Source organism: Streptomyces lienomycini, from assembly GCF_027947595.1.
GTDB classification, from domain to species: domain Bacteria; phylum Actinomycetota; class Actinomycetes; order Streptomycetales; family Streptomycetaceae; genus Streptomyces; species Streptomyces lienomycini.
In genome coordinates this window covers 1,623,910-1,643,340 of record NZ_CP116257.1, presented here as the reverse complement: position 1 = coordinate 1,643,340, position 19,431 = coordinate 1,623,910, and the positions used below count along the sequence as shown (strand labels likewise).

At 72.1% G+C, this 19,431-nt stretch carries 21 protein-coding genes; 5 read left to right on the top strand and 16 right to left on the bottom strand.

The window, feature by feature from the left end; translation table 11 throughout:
• The 6 genes from BJ961_RS07735 to BJ961_RS07710 all read right to left on the bottom strand — a co-directional run bounded on the left by BJ961_RS07735 (position 1) and on the right by BJ961_RS07710 (position 7,235).
• Complete coding sequence (locus BJ961_RS07735; RefSeq protein ID WP_271320561.1) at positions 1-654, bottom strand: YceD family protein; 654 nt, start codon at positions 652-654, stop codon at positions 1-3.
• Between the two features lie 143 nt (positions 655-797).
• Positions 798-1,925: a cell division initiation protein gene (locus BJ961_RS07730; RefSeq protein WP_271320560.1), complete on the bottom strand. Its 1,128-nt coding sequence runs from the start codon at positions 1,923-1,925 to the stop codon at positions 798-800.
• A gap of 121 nt (positions 1,926-2,046) precedes the next feature.
• Positions 2,047-2,526 (bottom strand): pantetheine-phosphate adenylyltransferase, encoded by a 480-nt coding sequence (coaD, locus tag BJ961_RS07725; RefSeq protein ID WP_271320559.1) that lies wholly within the window; start codon positions 2,524-2,526, stop codon positions 2,047-2,049.
• A gap of 26 nt (positions 2,527-2,552) precedes the next feature.
• Positions 2,553-3,140 (bottom strand): 16S rRNA (guanine(966)-N(2))-methyltransferase RsmD, encoded by a 588-nt coding sequence (gene rsmD / locus BJ961_RS07720; RefSeq protein WP_271320558.1) that lies wholly within the window; start codon positions 3,138-3,140, stop codon positions 2,553-2,555.
• Between the two features lie 55 nt (positions 3,141-3,195).
• A complete protein-coding gene (gene recG, locus BJ961_RS07715; protein ID WP_271320557.1) occupies positions 3,196-5,433 on the bottom strand; it encodes an ATP-dependent DNA helicase RecG in 2,238 nt (745 codons plus the stop codon).
• A 74-nt stretch (positions 5,434-5,507) separates the two neighbouring features.
• A complete protein-coding gene (locus tag BJ961_RS07710; protein WP_271320556.1) occupies positions 5,508-7,235 on the bottom strand; it encodes a DAK2 domain-containing protein in 1,728 nt (575 codons plus the stop codon).
• Positions 7,236-7,500: 265 nt separating this feature from the next.
• Here BJ961_RS07710 and rpmB point away from each other — a divergent pair, with 265 nt between their 5' ends.
• Positions 7,501-7,686, top strand: a complete 186-nt coding sequence (gene rpmB / locus BJ961_RS07705) for a 50S ribosomal protein L28 (RefSeq protein ID WP_003993230.1) — start codon at positions 7,501-7,503, stop codon at positions 7,684-7,686.
• Between the two features lie 114 nt (positions 7,687-7,800).
• On the opposite strand, the gene thiD is transcribed toward rpmB, so the two are convergent.
• Complete coding sequence (thiD, locus tag BJ961_RS07700; protein ID WP_271416988.1) at positions 7,801-8,628, bottom strand: bifunctional hydroxymethylpyrimidine kinase/phosphomethylpyrimidine kinase; 828 nt, start codon at positions 8,626-8,628, stop codon at positions 7,801-7,803.
• An 11-nt stretch (positions 8,629-8,639) separates the two neighbouring features.
• The gene (locus BJ961_RS07695) at positions 8,640-9,608 is read right to left on the bottom strand and encodes a thiamine-phosphate kinase (RefSeq protein WP_271320555.1); all 969 of its coding nucleotides are present in this window, start codon (positions 9,606-9,608) and stop codon (positions 8,640-8,642) included.
• Positions 9,609-9,835: 227 nt separating this feature from the next.
• On the opposite strand from BJ961_RS07695, the gene BJ961_RS07690 reads away from it, so the two are divergent.
• Positions 9,836-10,069 carry an Lrp/AsnC family transcriptional regulator gene (locus tag BJ961_RS07690; RefSeq protein WP_003973433.1) on the top strand — a complete coding sequence of 78 codons (234 nt, stop codon included), beginning with the start codon at positions 9,836-9,838 and terminating at the stop codon, positions 10,067-10,069.
• A 238-nt stretch (positions 10,070-10,307) separates the two neighbouring features.
• Here BJ961_RS07690 and BJ961_RS07680 read toward each other — a convergent pair whose 3' ends face one another.
• The 3 genes from BJ961_RS07680 to BJ961_RS07670 form a co-directional block, all read right to left on the bottom strand.
• Positions 10,308-11,477 carry a D-alanine--D-alanine ligase family protein gene (locus BJ961_RS07680; RefSeq protein ID WP_271320554.1) on the bottom strand — a complete coding sequence of 390 codons (1,170 nt, stop codon included), beginning with the start codon at positions 11,475-11,477 and terminating at the stop codon, positions 10,308-10,310.
• Between the two features lie 115 nt (positions 11,478-11,592).
• Positions 11,593-12,603 (bottom strand): NAD(P)H-dependent glycerol-3-phosphate dehydrogenase, encoded by a 1,011-nt coding sequence (locus BJ961_RS07675; protein WP_271320553.1) that lies wholly within the window; start codon positions 12,601-12,603, stop codon positions 11,593-11,595.
• Positions 12,600-13,394 (bottom strand): lysophospholipid acyltransferase family protein, encoded by a 795-nt coding sequence (locus BJ961_RS07670; RefSeq protein ID WP_271320552.1) that lies wholly within the window; start codon positions 13,392-13,394, stop codon positions 12,600-12,602. Before BJ961_RS07670 ends, BJ961_RS07675 begins: the two co-directional genes overlap by 4 nt.
• Positions 13,395-13,537: 143 nt before the next feature.
• Between BJ961_RS07670 and cofC the strand changes: the two genes are divergently transcribed.
• Together cofC and BJ961_RS07660 are read left to right on the top strand one after the other, a co-directional pair.
• Positions 13,538-14,176: a 2-phospho-L-lactate guanylyltransferase gene (cofC, locus tag BJ961_RS07665; protein ID WP_271320551.1), complete on the top strand. Its 639-nt coding sequence runs from the start codon at positions 13,538-13,540 to the stop codon at positions 14,174-14,176.
• A 9-nt stretch (positions 14,177-14,185) separates the two neighbouring features.
• Positions 14,186-14,395 carry a hypothetical protein gene (locus tag BJ961_RS07660; RefSeq protein WP_271320550.1) on the top strand — a complete coding sequence of 70 codons (210 nt, stop codon included), beginning with the start codon at positions 14,186-14,188 and terminating at the stop codon, positions 14,393-14,395.
• 115 nt (positions 14,396-14,510) lie between these two features.
• Here BJ961_RS07660 and BJ961_RS07655 read toward each other — a convergent pair whose 3' ends face one another.
• From BJ961_RS07655 to leuC, 4 genes are all read right to left on the bottom strand, one after another.
• A complete protein-coding gene (locus BJ961_RS07655) occupies positions 14,511-15,167 on the bottom strand; it encodes an HU family DNA-binding protein (protein ID WP_271320549.1) in 657 nt (218 codons plus the stop codon).
• A 137-nt stretch (positions 15,168-15,304) separates the two neighbouring features.
• The gene (locus tag BJ961_RS07650; protein WP_133889503.1) at positions 15,305-15,535 is read right to left on the bottom strand and encodes an SCO5555 family protein; all 231 of its coding nucleotides are present in this window, start codon (positions 15,533-15,535) and stop codon (positions 15,305-15,307) included.
• 281 nt (positions 15,536-15,816) lie between these two features.
• Positions 15,817-16,410, bottom strand: a complete 594-nt coding sequence (gene leuD, locus BJ961_RS07645; RefSeq protein WP_271320548.1) for a 3-isopropylmalate dehydratase small subunit — start codon at positions 16,408-16,410, stop codon at positions 15,817-15,819.
• Positions 16,411-16,415: 5 nt separating this feature from the next.
• The gene (gene leuC, locus BJ961_RS07640) at positions 16,416-17,846 is read right to left on the bottom strand and encodes a 3-isopropylmalate dehydratase large subunit (protein WP_271320547.1); all 1,431 of its coding nucleotides are present in this window, start codon (positions 17,844-17,846) and stop codon (positions 16,416-16,418) included.
• Between the two features lie 197 nt (positions 17,847-18,043).
• Here leuC and ndgR point away from each other — a divergent pair, with 197 nt between their 5' ends.
• A complete protein-coding gene (gene ndgR, locus BJ961_RS07635) occupies positions 18,044-18,760 on the top strand; it encodes an IclR family transcriptional regulator NdgR (protein WP_053137572.1) in 717 nt (238 codons plus the stop codon).
• Positions 18,761-18,824: 64 nt separating this feature from the next.
• On the opposite strand, the gene BJ961_RS07630 is transcribed toward ndgR, so the two are convergent.
• On the bottom strand, positions 18,825-19,388 hold the full coding sequence (locus BJ961_RS07630; protein WP_271320546.1) for a DUF4188 domain-containing protein: 564 nt from the start codon (positions 19,386-19,388) through the stop codon (positions 18,825-18,827).
• Positions 19,389-19,431 lie beyond the last annotated feature (43 nt).

Genomic DNA, 19,431 nt, shown 5'->3' with positions numbered 1-19,431 from the left:
CTACTTCTCCTGCTTCTCGGCGGCGTCCGCGGAATCCGACCCGTCGCCGCTCATCTCGTCCTTCTCGCCGTCTCCGAGTGAACCGGCGAGTCCCTGCAATGCCGCCCAACGAATGTCGACGGCGTCGTGGTGGTGGTCCGGGTCGTCCGACAGGCGCACTCCGCACTCGGAGCACAGACCCTGGCAGTCTTCCTGGCACACCGGCTGCATCGGCAGTGCGAGCACCACCGCGTCGCGCAGCACGGGTTCGAGGCCGATCAGTCCGTCCTCGACGAAGAACCTGTCCTCGTCGTCCTCGGCGTCGTCGCCCGGTTCCGCCACGGGGCGGCCACGGTCGTCGGCGTCAGGGTACGAGAACAGCTCCTGGAAGTCCGCTTCGAGCTGCTGCTCGACCGGCTCCAGACACCTTACGCACTCCCCCTGGGCCCTGGCACGGGCGGTGCCTGTGACGAGCACCCCTTCCATGACCGACTCGAGCCGGAGATCGAGCTCCACCGGGGCGCCTTCCGGCACTCCGATGACTCCCTGGAGACCGAGGTCCCTGGGAGCGTCGACCGTGCGGGTCAGGCGCTGGAGCGCACCGGGCCGCCGTCCCAGCTCGTGTGTGTCGAACACGAGGGGGTCGCGGTGGTCGAGGCGCGCGTTCAGAACCATTCCTGCTTTCGGTCTTCGTGGGTGGGGGGTGCCGCCCTTCGGTGTTCCCGGGCAGCGGCGATCGCGGACGTACACGCGACCGAAGAGCCAGGATACTGGACCATTCGCTCTCGGCCCAATCCGGGCCTGGCGGACCCCCGCCCCTAGAGTCCGCGGCCCTGCTCGTACGCCCGCAACTGCTCGGCGCTGATCATGCTGGTGTCGAAGAGGCTGGTCTCGTCGAGCGCCTGCGGCTGGGCCTGCGGGGCGTGCGGGGGCTGCTGCGGCTGCGGGGGCTGGGCGTAGCCCTGCTGTCCGTCGTAGGCCTGCTGCCCGCCGTCGTACTGGTAGGCGTACGGGTCGGCGCCCTGCTGCTGGTAGCCGTACGGGTCCTGACCGGCGTCGTAGGTCTGCTGGTAGGCGGCGTACGGGTCGGGCTGCTGGGGTGCGTAGCCGTACGCCGGTTCCTGCGCCGGCATCTCCGGAACGGCCTGCGCCGGCAGCTGGGCCGCCACGGGCTGCTGCTCGCCGTACGGGGGCTGCGCGGGCTGTGGGGTCTGCTCGGCCGGGGCGTCGGAGAGGCCCGCGAGGCCGGCGAGGTAGTCGGCGTCGCTGGAGTGCTGGACGGTGGTCAGGTCGTCCGCGAGGGCGCCGAGGTCGTCGGTGGCGATCCGGCCGTGCAGCTTCTGGCGGCCCCGGCCGACCGCGTCCAGGGTCTTGGCCAGCACCGCCTCGAAGGCGCCGAGCTTGGTGTCGACGTAGGTGTCGGCGTCGCGGCGCAGCGTCTCGGGGTCGTGGCTGCGCTCGGGGGCGTCCTCGTCCTCGTAGCCGTTCTCGTCGAGGCCGGGTCCGGTACCGAGGAGCTTCTCGCGGCCCCGGCCGACGGAGCCGAGGGTCTTGGTGAGGACGACCTCGAAGTTGGCGAGCTTGGAGTCGACGTAGTCGTCGGCCTCGGCACGGACCTCCTCGGCCTCCTGGCGGGCCTCGGCGAGGATCCGGTCGGCCTCGGCCTGGGAGCGGCGGGCGACCTCGGTGTCGGCGATCAGGGAGCCGCGCTCGGCGTGCGCGCCCTCGATGATCCGGTCGGCCTCCTGGCGGGCCTGCGCGACCATCTGCTCGCGGTCGCCGATCAGCTCCTGCGCCTGGGCGAGGGAGCCGGGCAGTTGCGCGCGCAGCTCTTCCAGCATCGAGAGCAGTTCGGCGCGGTTGACCACGCACGAGGCCGACATGGGCATGGCGCGGGCGCCGGAGACCGTCGCGGTGATCTCGTCGAGCTTGTTCTGCACGTCCACCGTGTGCTCGCCACTCTCTACAGCTGTGTTGGAGACGGACGGGACGACTGTACGACCCTGGCGTGTCCCGGGGACACCGGGTGACGCGTTGTCCGTCTCCGCGGGCTGCGCGACGGGGCGGTCAGGGCTTCCTCAGGCGCTCGGAGAGGACGTCGAGGACCAGCGGAGGTACCAGGTGGGCCACGTCGCCGCCCCAGGTCGCGACCTCCTTGACCAGGGAGGACGACAGGAAGCTGTACGTCGGGTTGGTGGGGATGAAGAGGGTCTCGACGCCGGAGAGGCCGTTGTTCATCTGGGCCATCTGCAGTTCGTAGTCGAAGTCGCTGACCGCGCGCAGGCCCTTGACGATGGCGGGGATCTCGCGCTGCTTGCAGAAGTCGACCAGCAGGCCGTGGAAGGACTCCACGCGGACGTTCCCGTACTCGGCGGTGACCTGGCGGATGAGGTCGATCCGCTCCTCGATCTCGAAGAGGCCCTTCTTGGCCTGGTTGATCATCACCGCGACGTAGACCTCGTCGTAGAGGCTGGAGGCACGGGCGATGATGTCGAGATGTCCGTTGGTGATCGGGTCGAACGACCCGGGACAGACGGCGCGGCGCACTTGAGTTCCCTCGCTCTCCGGTCCGGTCATCGTGCGTCTTCGCACGTAGAGGCGGCGCGACCGTACCAAAACGTTCCCTCGCCGTAGCGGCGGGTCCGGATCGCTTCGAAGTCGTGCGGCCAGCGGAAGTCGCCGCCCCTGGTGCTGCGCTCCACGGTGACGAGCGCTTCCCCGGCGAGCCAGCCCTCCGTACGGAGTGTGAGCAGGATCTCGCGAAGATCGTCGTCGGAGACGGCGTACGGGGGGTCCAGGAAGACGACGTCGTACGGCTCCGCGGGTGCCGGGGTGCGGATGATCTGCTCCGCTTTGCCCGCCCTGACCTCGGCGCCGGGCAGGCCGACGGCCTTGGCGTTCTCCCGGACCGTGCGGGCGGCGCGGGCGTCGGCCTCGACGAGCAGCACGTGCCCGGCGCCGCGGGAGAGCGCCTCCAGGCCGACGGCGCCGGACCCGGCGTACAGGTCGAGGACCCGCTCGCCGTCCAGCGGGCCGCCGAGCAGGGACTGCCAGGTGGAGAACAGGCCCTCGCGCGCGCGGTCGGAGGTGGGGCGGGTTCCGGTCCCCGGCGGGACGGCCAGGCGACGTCCGCCGGCCTTGCCGGCGATCACGCGGGTCATGTCTGGGTCCTTGTCGCTGTGCTCGGGTGGGCGGACGGTGTCCGTTGCCAGTCTCTCAACCCTTCTCCAGGTACTGCTCCCGCTCGTCGTCCAGCAGTGCCTCCAGGGCCGTGCGCAGCCCCGGCAGGCCGGTCAGCTCCGGGTCGGCGGCGACGACCGCGGCCGCCTCCTGTCTGGCCTCGGCGATGATCTCCTCGTCCTCGATGACGGCGAGCACGCGCAGGGAGGTGCGGGCGCCGGACTGGGCCTGTCCGAGGACGTCGCCCTCGCGGCGCTGTTCGAGGTCGATGCGGGAGAGCTCGAAGCCGTCGCGGGTGCTCGCGACGGCGTTCAGCCGCTGCCGGGCCGCGCTCGCCTCGGGCATCTCGCTGACCAGCAGGCACAGGCCGGGGGCGGAACCGCGGCCCACGCGGCCGCGCAGCTGGTGGAGCTGGGAGACGCCGAAGCGGTCGGCGTCCATGATCACCATCGCGGTGGCGTTGGGGACGTTGACGCCGACCTCGATGACGGTGGTGGCGACCAGGACGTCGGTCTCCCCGGCGGCGAAGCGGCGCATGACCGCGTCCTTGTCGTCGGGCTGCATCCGGCCGTGCAGGATCTCCACCCCGAGTCCCTGGAGCGGGCCCTTGGCCAGGCCGTCGGCGACGTCGAGGACGGCCAGCGGGGGGCGCTTCTCGGCGTCGCCCCCGGGCGGCTGCTCGGACTGTCCGGGCTGCTTGGCGCCCTTCTTCGGGGCGTCGTCCTCGTCGCCGATGCGCGGGCAGACGACGTACGCCTGGTGGCCGTTGGAGACCTCCTCGCGGACGCGTTCCCAGGCGCGGGCGAGGAAGTGGGGCTTGTCGGCGGCGGGGACGACGTGGCTGGCGATCGGGGACCGGCCGGCCGGGAGCTGGTCGAGGACCGAGGTCTCCAGGTCGCCGAAGACGGTCATCGCGACGGTGCGCGGGATGGGCGTCGCGGTCATCACGAGCAGGTGCGGGGGCTGCTTCCCCTTGCCGCGCAGGGCGTCGCGCTGCTCGACGCCGAAGCGGTGCTGTTCGTCGACGACGACCAGACCGAGGTCGTGGAACTGCACCTTGTCCTCGATCAGGGCGTGGGTGCCGATGACGATGCCCGCCTCGCCGGTGGCCAGGTCGAGCAGGGCGTGCCGGCGGGCTGCCGCGCCCATCGACCCGGTGAGCAGCACCACCTTGGTGGCGTGCTCGGCGCCGCCCAGCATTCCCCCCTCGGCCAGCTCGCCCATCATCTCGACGACGGAGCGGTGGTGCTGCTGGGCGAGCACCTCGGTGGGCGCCAGCATCACGGCCTGCCCGCCGGAGTCGACGACGGCGAGCATGGCGCGCAGGGCGACCAGGGTCTTGCCGCTGCCCACCTCGCCCTGGAGCAGCCGGTGCATCGGGTGGTCGGTGGCGAGGTCGTCGAAGATCTCGCGGGAGACGTTCTGCTGGCCGTCGGTGAGGGTGAAGGGGAGCCGGTCGTCGAAGGCGGTGAGCAGCCCGTCGGCGCCGGGCTTCCTCGGGACGGCGGGGAGTTGGGTCTCGGCGTGCCTGCGGCGCGCGAGGGCGACCTGGAGGACGAAGGCCTCGTCCCACTTCAGGCGGGCGCGGGCGTCCTCGACGTCGGCCTTGGTGTGCGGGCGGTGGATCTTGAGGAGGGCCTCGGGCAGGGAGACCAGGCCCCTGCCGTCGCGCAGGGAGTCGGGGAGCGGGTCGACGGCCTCCTGGGCGCTGGGCAGCACCGTCTGGATCGCCTTGCCGATCTTCCAGGACTCCAGTTTGGCGGTGGCCGGGTAGAGGGGGATGAGGGCGCCCGCCCACGACTCGACGCTCTCGGCCGCGTCGTCCTCGTCGTCACCGCCGCGCAGCAACTCGTACGCCGGGTGGGCCAGTTGCAGTCGGCGGTTGAAGACGGAGACCTTGCCGGCGAACATCGCGCGGGTGCCCGGCAGGAGTTCCTTGTGGGGTTTGTGGACCCCGTTGCCGAAGAAGACCAGTTGGAGGCGGCCGCTGCCGTCCGTGATGGTCACCTCCAGGCGCTGGCCCTTGCCGCGCGGGGCCTTCGACGAGGCGAAGGAGTGCAGGCGGGCGTCGGCGACCTGGGCCACCACCGTGACGTGCTCGTCCATGGGCAGGTCGGCGAGGTGGGTGAGCTGGCCGCGCTCCTCGTATCTGCGGGGGTAGTGGTGGAGGAGGTCGCCGACGGTGTGCAGGCCGAGGTGCTCGGCCATCACCTTCGCGGTGGCGGGGCCGAGCACCTTCTTCAGGGGTTCTCGCAGTGCGGGCACGAGATCCATTGCACACCACGCCACTGACAACGGCCCGGGCGGAGCGCCGTACCGCCCCGGCGGACCGTCGGACCGGTCCTCGGCTACTCCACGCCGACCAGCAGCAGCGCGCCCTGCCGGCCGCCCCGGTGGACGACCGTGTCGACGGCGAGGTACGCCTCCCGGACGCGGGCCTCCAGGCGGTCGGCGACGCTCGGGGGCGCCCCGTCGCCGACGACGAGGGTGACCAGTTCGCCGCCCGCCGACAGCATGCGGTCCAGGACGGTCGCGGCGACCTCCGAGACGTCCGCGCCGATCACCGCCACGTCGCCGTCGATGAGGCCGAGCACGTCACCGGCCTGGCAGATGCCCGCCGTGGTCCAGGACCGGCGTTCGGCGACGGTGACCTCGGCGTGGCGGGTGGCTCCCGCCGCCGAGGTCATGGCGACCACGTCCTCGTCGAAGCGCCGCTCGGACTCGTGCACGGCGAGGGCGGCGATGCCCTGGACCGCGGAGCGGGTCGGGATGAGGGCGACCCGGACGCCCTCGGCGCGGGCCTGCTCGGCCGCCGCGGCGGCGGTGTGGCGCAGCTCGGCGTCGTTGGGCAGCAGCACCACCTCGCGCGCGTGGGCCCGCCGCACGGCCTGGACCAGTTCACCGCTGGCGGGCGGCTCCCCGGGGCGCGCGAGCAGTGTGGTCGCGCCGGCCTCGCCGTACAGCGCGGCCAGCCCCTCCCCCGGTACGACGGCCACCACCGCGCGCCGGGTCCGCTCCCGGGGCGGGCGTTCGGCCCCGGTGGTGTGCACGTCGCCCTGTCCGAAGTGGGTGATGCGGATCCGGTGCGGCCGCCCGGCCTCGACGCCCGCCTCCACGGCGGCGCCCGCGTCGTCGACGTGCACGTGGACGTTCCACAGGCCGTCGCCGCCGACCACGACGAGCGAGTCCCCGAGGGCGTCGAGCCGCCTCCGCAGCCGGGCCACGGCCGTGTCCTCCGCCTCCAGGAGGTAGATCACCTCGAAGGCAGGGCCGTGCGCGACGCCCGTGCCCTCCCCCGGGACGCACTCCCCCGCCGCGCGCTCCCCGGCCGTGCGCTCGCCGGCCGTGCGCTCGCCCGCGAGGTCCGCACCGCCGCCGTCCGGGCGCGCGTGCGGCACGGCGACCGGCTCCGGCGCCCGCCCCGTGAACGTCTCCACCAGGGCCGCGAGGACGGCCACCAGGCCGCGGCCGCCCGCGTCGACCACTCCGGCGCGCTCCAGGACGGGCAGCTGCCCCGGGGTGGCGGCGAGCGCCGCGAGGGCGCCCTCGTAGGCCGCGCGGGCCACCTGGGCGCAGTCGCCCCGCACCCCGTCGGCGGCGTCGGCGGCGGCCGAGGCGACGGTGAGGACGGTGCCCTCGACCGGGTGGGCCACGGCCTCGCGGGCGGAGGCGGCCGCGTGCCGCAGGGCGAGCCGGAGGCCGGGGCCGTCAGTGTGAGCGGTCTCACCCCGCTCGGTGAGCACCTGGGCCAGACCGCGCAGCAGTTGCGCCAGGATCGTCCCGGAGTTGCCGCGGGCGCCGATCAGGGCTCCGTGTGCCATCGCGCCCACGGCGTCCGTCAGCGAGGGGCCGTCGCTCCCGGCCGCGCCCGTCTCGTGGGCCGCGAACACGGCTTCCACGGCGGCCGCGGCCGACTCGACCGTCAGGTAGAGGTTCGTGCCGGTGTCCCCGTCGGCGACGGGATACACGTTGATCGCGTCGATCTCCTCGCGCGCCCGTCCCAGCGCGCGCAGCGACAGACCGCACCAGGTACGCACCGCCAGAGCGTCGAAGAACCTCTGCGGTACCTGCGCCACCTGCGCCTCCCTGAGCTGCGGACGTGGCTGGCAGCGTAGACCTTGGGAGGGGGCCCGCCGGAAGAGGGCCGCGACCGGCCCCTGAGCTGCCGTGGTAGTTTCGTTGTGCGGGAGCAGCCGTTGTATGCTGCTCCGGTTGCCCGATCCCGATCGGGCTCTCCCCCTGGCACCGCCACTCAGATCCCGGCTCGTTCGCGAGTCCGAGAGCTTGATCCCGGCATGCCGGGATCAACCGTAAGTGCATCTGAAGTCTTTGGAGTGACCCGTGGCTGCCAACTGCGACGTCTGTGGCAAGGGGCCGGGCTTCGGCAACAACATCTCGCACTCGCACCGCCGTACGTCCCGTCGCTGGAACCCGAACATCCAGCGTGTACGTACCGTGGTCGGCGGGACGCCGAAGCGCGTGAACGCTTGCACCTCGTGCATCAAGGCCGGCAAGGTCTCGCGCTGACGCGTCTCAGCTGAGCGCGCGGCCACTGCCGGTCCGCCGTAGGGAGCCGGTCCACCTCGGGTGGACCGGCTTTTTGCCGTACCCGGCCGCACCCGGCCGCACCTGACCGCCCGCTCAGGTGGTGCGGGGGCCCCGCCCGAGGGCCCAGCCGTGGTCCACCGGGCCGATGCCGGCGCCGAGCGGGAACCCGGACGCGATCGCCCCGGTGACGTACGTCTTGGCCGCCGCCACCGCCTCCGGCACCGACTGCCCCTTCGCCAGTCCGCAGGCCACGGCCGAGGCCAGGGTGCAGCCCGTGCCGTGGGTGTGGCGGTTGTCGAGGCGGGGAGCGCGCAGCCAGTGCTCCTCGGAGCCGTCGGTGAGCAGGTCGACGGCGTCGCCGGCCAGGTGACCGCCCTTGATCAGCACCCAGCGCGGCCCGTACTCCAGGACGGCCGCCGCGGCCCGGCGCAGATCGGTGTCGGACTCGACGCGTACGCCGGTGAGTTGTGCGACCTCGTCGAGGTTCGGCGTGGCGACGGTGGCGACCGGGAGCAGGCTGCCGCGCACCGAGTCCAGGGCGGAGGCGGCGAGGAGCGCGTCCCCGTGCTTGGAGACGCCGACCGGGTCGACGACGGCGGGCGCGTCGGTGCCGGCGAGCAACTCGGCGACCGTCTCGACCAGTTCCGCGGAGGACAGCATGCCGGTCTTGACCGCCTGGACGCCGATGTCGTCCACGACGCTGCGGTACTGGGCCCGCACCGCGTCCACGGGCAGTTCCCAGGCGCCCTGCACGCCGCGGGAGTTCTGCGCGGTGACCGCGGTGAGGACGCTCATGCCGTGGGTGCCGAGGGCGAGCATCGTCTTCAGGTCGGCCTGGATTCCGGCGCCGCCGCCGGAGTCGGAGCCCGCCACGGTGAGCACCAGGGGCGGGACGACGGGAGGGACGGTGGGCGGGGTCACGGGCGGCGGGGTCACGATTCCACGTCCCCGCCGAAGTGGTCCCAGCCGCCCTTGCTGGTCCACGGCGCCCCGTCCACGGTCACCTGGGGCAGCGCGGAGGGGTTGAGGACCTCGCCGATGACCTTCCAGCGGGCGGGAAGTTTCACGTCCGGCGGGAAGGTCGCCACGATCGCGTGATCCTCGCCGCCGGTGAGCACCCACTGCATGGGGTCGACACCGACGGCCTGCCCGATGTCGTTCATCTGGGAAGGGATGTCGATCTGGCCGGAGCGCACGTCGATCCTGACCTTGCTGGCCTCGGCGATGTGCCCCAGGTCGGCGATCAGCCCGTCGCTCACGTCGCACATGGCGGTGGCGCCCAGGCTCGCGGCGGCCGGACCGGCGTGGTACGGCGGCTCGGGGCGGCGGTGGGCCTCGACGAAGGCGCGCGGCGAGCGGAAACCCCGGGAGAGGACGGCGAACCCGGCCGCGGACCAGCCCAGCCAGCCGGTCACCGCGACGAGGTCGCCGGGTTGGGCGCCGGCCCGGGTGACGGGCTCCTGGTTGCGCAGGTCGCCCAGGGCCGTGATGGACACGGTGATGGTGTCGCCGCCCACCACGTCTCCGCCGACCACGGAGGCGCCCGCGACCTGGCACTCGTCGCGCAGCCCGTCCATCAGCTCGGTCGGCCAGGTCACCGGCAGTTCGGCGGGCACGACCAGGCCGAGGAGCAGCGCGGTCGGCACCGCGCCCATGGCGGCGATGTCGGCCAGGTTCTGCGCCGCCGCCTTGCGGCCCACGTCGTACGCGGTGGACCAGTCACGGCGGAAGTGCCGCCCCTCCACGAGGATGTCGGTGCTGGCCACGACCCTGCGGTCGGGCGCGGCCACGACCGCGGCGTCGTCGCCGGGTCCGACCCGGACCGCGGGGGTGGTGGTGAGACGGGAGGTGAGCTCCCTGATGAGCCCGAACTCCCCCAGCTCACCAACAGTGCCCTTCATCGCCTTGGCTCCCCTTCTGTCCCTGTCCGTGCCCGGTCGCGCGTCGTCTGTCTGCTCGCTACGGTCGAAATGACCGTAGCCACGGTCGGTGTCGCCGTCGGCCCGTGCCCTTCCGGCACCGCGGCGCCCGAGGCGCGCGGCCCGCGGGTCTCCCCGCGGAGAGCGGCCACGCGATACCGTGGCGTTCCTTTTCCCCACATGATCCTCGTGGCCGCTCTGGAGGTTCCGTGGTACAGGCGTACATCCTGATCCAGACGGAGGTCGGCAAGGCGTCGACCGTCGCCGAGACGATCAGCAAGCTCCCTGGAGTGATCCAGGCCGAGGACGTGACAGGACCCTATGACGTCATCGTCCGCGCCCAGTCCGACACCGTCGACGAACTGGGACGCATGGTGGTCGCCAAAGTCCAGCAAGTGGACGGCATCACCCGCACTCTGACCTGTCCGGTCGTCCATCTCTAGCCCTCGCCCCCTCTCCGTCCGCTCGCTGCCGCACCGTTGATCGTCACCATGGGCTGTTCCTCGGCAGACGACAGCGGGTCGGCGGCGGTTCCGGGGCCGGGCGGGCGGTCGTCAAGCTGTGGCGGAACCCGGACAAGGCGCTGCCGCCCGCGGGCGACGGGCCGGGAAACCCGCTGATCATACTGCGAGAAGGCGATCCCTCAGGGGATCGCCTTCTCGGCCGTGCACGGGACGGGTGTCAGCGCAGTCCCGTGGACCGCCGCAGCGCCGCCTGCACCAGCCGGTCGACCAGTTCCGGGTAGCTCACGCCGCTCTTCTGCCACATCTGCGGGTACATGGAGATCGGAGTGAAGCCGGGCATGGTGTTGATCTCGTTGATGACGAACTCGTCGTCCTCGGTGAGGAAGAAGTCCGCGCGGACCAGCCCCTCGCAGGAGGCCGCGTCGAACGCCGCGACCGCCAGCCGCTGCACCTCGGCGGTCTCCTCGGCCGTGAGCGGGGCCGGCACGACACCGGGGGTGGAGTCGAGGTACTTGGCCTCGAAGTCGTAGTACGCGTGCTCCGAGGGCGGCGGGATCTCGGCGGGGACGGAGGCCCGGGGGCCGTCCTCGAACTCCAGCACCCCGCACTCGATCTCCCGGCCGCGCAGCGCCGCCTCGACCAGGATCTTGGGGTCGTGGCGCCGGGCCTCCTCGATCGCCTCGTCGAGGCCGGAGAGGTCGTCGACCTTGGTGATGCCGATGGAGGATCCCGCGCGCGCGGGCTTCACGAACAGCGGCCAGCCGTGCTCGCCGGCGAAGTCGACGATCTTCCTGCGGGCGCCGGAACGGTCCTGCTCCCACTCGCGGGGCCGGATCACCGCGTACGGGCCGACCTTGAGCCCGTAGGAGGTGAAGACCGCCTTCATGTACTCCTTGTCCTGGCCGACGGCGGAGGCGAGCACGCCCGCGCCGACGTAGGGCACCCCGGACAGCTCCAGCAGCCCCTGGAGGGTGCCGTCCTCGCCGTACGGGCCGTGCAGCACGGGGAAGACGACGTCGACCTCGCCGAGCGCCTTGGGCACCGAGCCGGGTTCGCTGTAGACGACCTCGCGGTTGGCGGGGTCGACGGGGAGCAGCACGCCGCCCTCGGTCGATTCGGCCAGTTCCTCGACGTCGGGCGTACGGCGTTCGGTGATCGCCATGCGTTCCGGTTCGTCGGCGGTGAGCGCCCAGCGGCCGTCCCTGGTGATGCCGATCGGCAGGACGTCGTACCGCGTCCGGTCGATGGCCGCGAGGACGGCGCCGGCGGTGACCACGGAGATCCCGTGTTCGGAGCTGCGCCCGCCGAACACGACGGCCACACGCGGTTTGCGAGGCGGCCGCTGAGGGCTCTGCTCAAGGCTTGGGGGGAGGTTCTCGGTGCTCATATCGCGTTGAGGGTACCCGCCCGCGGTGCCTCGAGACAGCGTCGGCGGGGCCGCGTGGCGCGGGTGGCGGACGGGGTTCGGGACCGGTTCCGGTCCGGTACGGGTGCGGTGTCGCTCAGCGTCGTTCGGGCTTCGCGCTGCGCGACATCAGCTCCTTGACGGCGACCACCGGGGACTTGCCCTCGTGCACGATGGCGACGACCGTCTCGGTGATCGGCATGTCGACCTGGTGCCTGCGGGCCAGATCCAGCACCGACTCGCAGGACTTGACGCCCTCGGCGGTCTGCTTGGTGACCGCGATGGTCTCCTCGAGGGTCATGCCCTTGCCGAGGTTGGTGCCGAAGGTGTGGTTGCGGGAGAGCGGCGAGGAGCAGGTCGCCACCAGGTCGCCGAGGCCGGCGAGGCCGGAGAAGGTCAGCGGGTCGGCGCCGAGGGCGACTCCGAGGCGGGTGGTCTCGGCGAGGCCGCGGGTGATGAGGGAGCCCTTGGCGTTGTCGCCGAGTCCCATGCCGTCCGCGATGCCGACGGCCAGCCCGATCACGTTCTTCACGGCGCCGCCCAGCTCGCAGCCGACGACGTCGGTGTTGGTGTACGGACGGAAGTACGGCGTGTGGCAGGCGGTCTGCAGGCGCCGGGCGACCTCCTCGTCGGGGGAGGCGACCACGGCGGCGGCCGGCATCCGGGCGGCGATCTCGCGGGCCAGGTTGGGCCCGGTGACCACGGCGATGCGCTCGGCACCGACCTTGGCGACGTCCTCGATCACCTCGCTCATCCGCATCGCGGAGCCGAGTTCGACGCCCTTCATCAGCGACACCAGGACGGTGCCGGGGGCCAGCAGCGGCGCCCAGTCGGCGAGGCCCGCGCGCAGCGTCTGGGAGGGGACGGCGAGGACGGTGAAGTCGGCGTCCCGCGCGGCCTCGGCGGCGTCGGTGGTGGCCCGCAGGTTCTCGGGGAGTTCCACTCCGGGCAGGTAGTCCGGGTTGGTGCGGGTGGAGTTGACGGCGTCGGCGAGTGCGGCGCGGCGCCCCCACAGGGTGACGTCGCATCCCGCGTCGGCGAGGACCGCGCCGAAGGCGGTGCCCCAGGATCCGGTGCCGAAGACGGCCGCCCTGACCGGCTTGCTCACGTGCTCTGCCCTTCTGCCTGCGTTCCGTGCGTGCGCGGCGGAGCCGGCTGCGTCTGCGCCCGCTGGGTGCGGCGCCGCTGCTCGATCCGCTCGCGGCGCGGGTCGTAGGGGGTTTCGGGTGCCTTCTCGCCGCGGATCTGCTCCAGCTGGCGGGTGACGGCGGCCATGATGACCTCGGTGGCCTCCTTCAGCAGCTCCGTGGTCATCTCCCTGTCGTAGAACCGCGACAGGTCGACGGGCGGGCCCGCGAGCACCTGGTGGGTCTTGCGCGGCAGGAGGTCGGGCTTCTTGGCGTACGGCGGCAGCAGTTCGTTGCAGCCCCACTGGGCGACCGGGATCACCGGGCACTTGGTCTGCAGGGCGACGCGCGCGGCGCCGGTCTTGCCGGTCATGGGCCAGCCGTCCGGGTCGCGGGTGAGGGTGCCCTCGGGGTAGAAGGCGACGCACTCGCCACGCTCCACGGCGTCGATCGCGGCCCGGAAGGCGCTCAGCGCGTCCGTGCTCTCGCGGTAGACGGGGATCTGCCCGGTCCCGCGCATCGCGGCGCCGACGAAGCCCTTCCTGAAAAGGCCGCTCTTCGCCAGGAATCGCGGGACGCGTCCGGTGTTGTACTGGTAGTGCGCGTACGCGAAGGGGTCCACGTGCGAATTGTGGTTCACGGCGGTGATAAATCCACCCTCGGCCGGAATGTTCTCCATTCCCCGCCAGTCCCGCTTGATCAGAACCACCAGCGGCGGTTTGCAGATCACCGCGGCCAAGCGGTACCAGAAGCCGATTCTGCGGCGGGGCACGCTGACACCTTTCCTCCAGGGCCTGGGGCCGGACAAGTGTCGCCCCGGGCCGCCCGTCTGTCGAGAACACCGTACGCCCCGAAGAGTGAACCGCCAGGGCTCGCAGGTGACAATGACGGCGACGAGAGAAGGACGGAACGCTCGTGCAGTGGACCTTGGTCGTGCCCGTGAAGACCCTCGCCCGGGCCAAGAGCAGGCTGTCGGACACCGCGGACGACGGGGTGCGGCCGGGGCTCGCGCTGGCGTTCGCACTGGACACCGTGGCAGCCGCGCTGGCCTGCCCGGCGGTCGCGGATGTGGCAGTCGTCACGGACGACGCGCGGGCCGCGCGGGAACTGGGGGCGCTCGGCGCGGGTGTCGTGCCGGACGAGCCCGGGGGCGGTCTGAACGCCGCGCTGGCGCACGGCGCGGCCGCGGTACGGGCGGCGCGTCCGGAAAGTCCGGTGGCCGCGCTCAACGCCGATCTTCCCGCGCTGCGGCCGGCGGAATTGGCCCGGGTGCTGGACGCGGCGGCGCAATTCCCGCGTGCTTTTCTCCCGGACGCGGCCGGAATCGGCACCACCTTGCTGGCGGCGGCGCCGGGCGGTGAATTGTCCCCCGCATTCGGTTCGGATTCCCGGGCCCGCCACCGGGCGTCCGGCGCGGTGGAACTGCGCCTCGGCGCGGTGGATTCCGTACGGCAGGACGTCGACACCGGGGGTGATCTCCGCGCCGCGCTGGCGCTGGGGGTGGGGCCCCGTACGGCCGCGGTGACGGCGCGGTTGCTGATCGCCGGGCAGTAGGCTGCCGGCATGCAGGCGACCGCGTACACGTACGACCCCGACAGCCGCAGCGGGCAGGTGCTGCTCGACGACGGGACGCCCATGTCCTTCGGCGCGGCGGCGTTCGACGCGGGGGGGCTGCGGCTGCTGCGGCCCGGACAGCGGGTGCGGATCGAGACCGGGCCCGGGGCCGGGAGCGGAGAGCGCCGGATCACGCTGGTGACGCTGCAGACGTTCTGATCCGCGGGCCCGTTCGCCGGGTCCCGGACACGCCGCGGGCCGGACTCCGAGAGGAGTCCGGCCCGGCGCGTGGTGCCCCTGTGCCCGTTTCGCCCGGCGCTGCCTGCCGCCGCCCCTACTTCTTGCGGGCGGTGGCCTTCTTGGCGGTGGTCTTGCGGGCGGTCGACTTCTTGGCCGGGGCCTTCTTGGCGGTCGCCTTCTTCGCGGGGGCCTTCTTGGCCGCGGTCTTCTTCGCGGCCGCCGTGGTGCTCTTGGCGGGGGACTTCTTGGCGGGGGCCTTCTTCGCCGTCGTCGTGGCCGCCCCGGTGGTCTTCTTGGCGGTGGTCTTCTTCGCCGCCGCCGACGTCTTCTTGGCCGCGCCCGTGGCCTTCTTCGCGGCGCCCGTGGCCTTCTTGGCGGCGGCCTTCTTGCCCGCGGCCCTGGAGATGGTGGGCGGCGGGCCGGAGAGGCTGCCCTTGGGGGCCTTCTTGACCGCGATGTCGTTCTTCGGGAGCTTCTTCGAGCCGCTCACCAGGTCCTTGAAGCCCTGGCCCGCACGGAAGCGCGGCACGGAGGTCTTCTTGACCCGAACCCGCTCGCCCGTCTGCGGGTTGCGGGCGTAGCGGGCCGGGCGGTCGACCTTCTCGAAGGAACCGAAGCCGGTGACCGAGACCCGGTCGCCCGCGACAACGGCACGGACGAGGGCGTCCAGGACCGCGTCGACAGCGTCGGCGGCCTGCTGCCGGCCCCCCAGCTTGTCGGCAATCGCTTCTACGAGCTGCGCCTTGTTCACGTCTTCCCCTTCGGAGACATCGCCAGAACGAATGTGTTCAAGCTTTTTCGCACGTTAGGCAGATATATACCGCAAATCAAACACGAAACGGGCTAATCACCCTTGTGCCGCAACGGACTCGGGCTGTCCCGGCCGGTTCAGCCTTCCTCTTCGGGGAATCGACCCGCGTCGAGGTCGTCGGTGAACCGATCCAGGCGCCTTGCCGCACCGGCGAGATCGTGTTTGGCCGCGGCCGTAATGACCAGCAGCTTCCGGGTCAGCGCCATCCGTACGCCCTCCGGGACTTGCAGTGCGCGCACTCTTGTGTGCGCTTCCTTGAGCCGGACCGCGACCGCCGTATAGAGCTCGAGTTGGCCGTCGTGTTCCATGCACAGATTGTGCCATCTGGGGCGAGTTGTCGCCTGCGCAGGGGGCAACTGCCGCCTCGAACGGCCTTCCACGCACCGCCGGAAGCACATCCTTGGTGAGGTGCGTACCCCGGCAACAACGCCTCTAACGTGGGGAGTTGTGCGTCACTTCCGTGACGGGCGGGCTCGGGCGGGCACGAAAACGGCCGTACCCCCGATCGGGCTGATCGGGGGTACGGCGGGGGTGTCGGGTGGCCGAAACTCGACCTTGTGGAGCCCCGGGGGGCGGTGGGATCCGGAAGTCAGACCTGGAGGGTCTGCGGCTTGTGCGACGGGCGCTTCGCCTCGTACGCGGCGATGTCCGCCTCGTTCCGCAGGGTGATCGAGATGTCGTCCAGCCCGTTCAGCAGTCGCCAGCGGGAGTTCTCGTCCAGTTCGAAGGCGGCGGTGACGCCCTCGGCGCGGACCTCGCGGGCCTCCAGGTCGACGGTGATCTCGGCCTGGGGGTCCTTCTCCACCAGCTCCCACAGCGTGTCCACGGTCTTCTGGTCGAGGACCACCGTGAGCAGGCCGTTCTTCAGCGAGTTGCCGCGGAAGATGTCGGCGAAGCGGGAGGAGATCACGGTCTTGAAGCCGTAGTTCTGCAGCGCCCAGACGGCGTGCTCGCGAGAGGAGCCGGTGCCGAAGTCGGGGCCCGCGACCAGGACGGTGGCGCCCTCGCGCTCGGGCCGGTTGAGCACGAACTCGGGGTCCTTGCGCCAGGCCTCGAAGAGCCCGTCCTCGAACCCGTCCCGCGTCACCTTCTTGAGCCAGTGGGCGGGGATGATCTGGTCGGTGTCGACGTTGCCGCGGCGCAGCGGGACGGCCCGGCCGGTGTGCTTGGTGAACGCTTCCATGACTCTCAGACTCCAGCGGGCGTGGGGACGTCGGCGGCGGACAGGTCGGCCGGGGAGGCCAGGTGACCCAGGACCGCCGTCGCGGCCGCCACCTGCGGCGACACCAGGTGGGTGCGGCCGCCCTTGCCCTGGCGTCCCTCGAAGTTGCGGTTGGAGGTGGACGCGGAGCGCTCACCGGGGGCGAGCTGGTCCGGGTTCATGCCCAGGCACATCGAGCAGCCCGCGTGCCGCCATTCGGCGCCGGCCTCCTTGAAGACCACGTCCAGGCCCTCGGAGACGGCCTGCAGACCGACCCGCGCGGAGCCCGGGACGACCAGCATGCGTACGCCGTCGGCGACTTTGCGGCTGCGGACGATGTCGGCGGCGGCGCGCAGGTCCTCGATGCGGCCGTTGGTGCAGGAGCCCACGAAGACGGTGTCCACCGCGATGGAGCGCAGCGGCTGGCCGGCCTCCAACCCCATGTACTCCAGGGCCTTCTCGGCGGCGAAGCGCTCCGAGGCGTCTTCGTAGGACGCCGGGTCGGGGACGGCGGCGGAAAGCGGTGCGCCCTGGCCCGGGTTGGTGCCCCAGGTGACGAACGGGGACAGCTCGGCGGCCTCGACGACCACCTCGGCGTCGAACTCGGCGTCGTCGTCCGTGCGCAGCGTCTTCCAGTACGCGACGGCCGCGTCCCAGTCGGCGCCCTCGGGGGCGTGCGGGCGGCCCTGGAGGTAGGCGAAGGTGGTCTCGTCCGGGGCGATCATGCCCGCGCGGGCACCGGCCTCGATCGACATGTTGCAGATGGTCATGCGGGCCTCCATCGAGAGCTTCTCGATGGCCTCGCCCCGGTACTCCAGGATGTAGCCCTGGCCGCCGCCGGTGCCGATCCTCGCGATGATCGCCAGGATCAGGTCCTTGGCCGTGACGCCGTCGGGCAGTTCGCCGTTGACGGTGATCGCCATGGTCTTCGGGCGGGTCATGGGCAGCGTCTGGGTGGCCAACACGTGCTCGACCTGGGAGGTGCCGATGCCGAACGCCAGCGCGCCGAAGGCGCCGTGCGTGGAGGTGTGCGAGTCGCCGCAGACCACGGTGGTACCGGGCTGGGTCAGACCCAGCTGCGGGCCGACGACGTGCACGACGCCCTGCTCGACGTCGCCCAGCGGGTGCAGCCGGACGCCGAACTCCGCGCAGTTCGCCCGCAGCGTCTCCAGCTGGGCCCGGGAGACCGGGTCGGCGATGGGCTTGTCGATGTCGAGCGTCGGGGTGTTGTGGTCCTCGGTGGCGATGGTCAGGTCGAGTCGGCGCACCGGGCGGCCGCTCATGCGGAGGCCGTCGAAGGCCTGCGGGCTGGTCACCTCGTGCAGCAGGTGCAGATCGATGAAGAGGAGGTCGGGCTCGCCCTCGGCGCGCCGGACGACATGGTCGTCCCAGACCTTCTCCGCGAGTGTCCTACCCATCGCTTTCCCTCCGGTCGGCGACGAAGCGCCGACCCAACTAGAGATCTTGGGGAAGCGGCGCCCGCACCCCTGTGATTCCGGGCAACCGCCACCAGGCCCCTTCGTCACGGGCCGTTGTGACTTCCTGCCGTCCAGAGTGGCGCGTTCCATGGAAAATTGAACTTGCGTTTCACAGAGTGAGACGGGAGTATCGTTTCATGGACAACAGTAGCGGCGTCGGCGTTCTGGACAAGGCGGCCCTCGTCCTGAGCGCTCTGGAGTCCGGCCCGGCCACCCTCGCGGGACTGGTGGCTGCGACCGGACTGGCACGACCCACGGCCCACCGCCTGGCCGTGGCGCTGGAACACCACCGTATGGTGGCGCGCGACATGCAGGGGCGCTTCATCCTCGGCCCGCGCCTGGCCGAACTGGCCGCGGCGGCCGGCGAGGACCGTCTGCTCGCCACGGCGGGCCCGGTCCTCACCCACCTGCGCGACGTCACGGGCGAGAGCGCGCAGCTCTACCGCCGCCAGGGCGACATGCGCATCTGCGTGGCCGCGGCCGAGCGTCTGTCGGGCCTCAGGGACACGGTCCCGGTCGGCTCCACGCTCACCATGAAGGCCGGTTCCTCGGCGCAGATCCTGATGGCCTGGGAGGAGCCCGAGCGCCTCCACCGCGGTCTGCAGGGCGCCCGGTTCACGGCGACGGCGCTGTCCGGTGTGCGGCGCCGCGGCTGGGCCCAGTCCATCGGCGAGCGGGAGCCGGGCGTCGCGTCCGTCTCCGCGCCGGTGCGCGGCCCCTCCAACCGCGTGGTGGCCGCCGTGTCCGTCTCCGGGCCCATCGAGCGCCTCACCCGCCACCCCGGCCGCATGCACGCACAGGCGATCATCGACGCCGCCGGCCGCCTCTCCGAGGCACTGCGCCGCACCGGCTGACCGTCCCGCCGACCACGACCGACAACGGGCCCGCCTCAACGCCGCGGCGGGCCCCGCGCCGTTCTCAGGCCCCGTCCGGGCCCTCTCCCCCGGTGACCAGCCTCTTGTGCGACCTCATCGGCGCGCTCTCCCGCGTCCGGTGCGCGAAGCGGTCCCGCGCCCGCCTGCCCCGCCGCTCGACGGGCACCTGTCCGTGCGCCGCCGCGAGCCCGAACGCGGGCATGTCGGCGTAGATCGACTCGTACGACCCCTCGGGCACGACGTACGCCTCGTGCCACAGCCCCACGTGCCCGCGCACCTTGCCCTCGCGTTCCTTGCCGTTGATGATCGCCCACGCCCGGTGGTGGAACATGTCGGACGCGTGCGCGTACCGGTAGAGCTTCTCCTTGGACTCCCAGTACTGGACGACGTAGTACGTCCGCGGCGAGGCCGTCAGCAGGACGTGGTTCAGGAGCCCGCGCTCCGGGTCCTTCGCCAGTTCGCGGAGCATGCGCGGCATGGCGAGGAGGACCGGGAGCCAGTGGTGGACGGCCCAGAAATGGTTGATCCGCATGCCGATGAGCAGGACGGTCACGTCCCCCTCGGCGGCGGCGGTGGTGCGGGTCGCGGTCGCGTTCTTGCCCGGCATGACGCCTCCCCCTGTTGGCGAGCTTCACTGTCCAAGTGATGCT

Excerpts from the sequence above, each read along its gene's own strand:
- BJ961_RS07660 (WP_271320550.1), top strand. The coding sequence starts at position 14,186 with ATGCAGGCGACCGCGTACACGTACGACCCCGACAGCCGCAGCGGGCAG.
- BJ961_RS07695 (WP_271320555.1), bottom strand. The coding sequence starts at position 9,608 with ATGAAGGGCACTGTTGGTGAGCTGGGGGAGTTCGGGCTCATCAGGGAG.
- BJ961_RS07650 (WP_133889503.1), bottom strand. The coding sequence starts at position 15,535 with ATGGAACACGACGGCCAACTCGAGCTCTATACGGCGGTCGCGGTCCGG.
- recG (WP_271320557.1), bottom strand. The coding sequence starts at position 5,433 with ATGGATCTCGTGCCCGCACTGCGAGAACCCCTGAAGAAGGTGCTCGGC.
- leuD (WP_271320548.1), bottom strand. The coding sequence starts at position 16,410 with ATGGAAGCGTTCACCAAGCACACCGGCCGGGCCGTCCCGCTGCGCCGC.
- BJ961_RS07680 (WP_271320554.1), bottom strand. The coding sequence starts at position 11,477 with ATGAGCACCGAGAACCTCCCCCCAAGCCTTGAGCAGAGCCCTCAGCGG.
- leuC (WP_271320547.1), bottom strand. The coding sequence starts at position 17,846 with ATGGGTAGGACACTCGCGGAGAAGGTCTGGGACGACCATGTCGTCCGG.
- ndgR (WP_053137572.1), top strand. The coding sequence starts at position 18,044 with ATGGACAACAGTAGCGGCGTCGGCGTTCTGGACAAGGCGGCCCTCGTC.
- BJ961_RS07735 (WP_271320561.1), bottom strand. The coding sequence starts at position 654 with ATGGTTCTGAACGCGCGCCTCGACCACCGCGACCCCCTCGTGTTCGAC.
- rsmD (WP_271320558.1), bottom strand. The coding sequence starts at position 3,140 with ATGACCCGCGTGATCGCCGGCAAGGCCGGCGGACGTCGCCTGGCCGTC.
- BJ961_RS07630 (WP_271320546.1), bottom strand. The coding sequence starts at position 19,388 with ATGCCGGGCAAGAACGCGACCGCGACCCGCACCACCGCCGCCGCCGAG.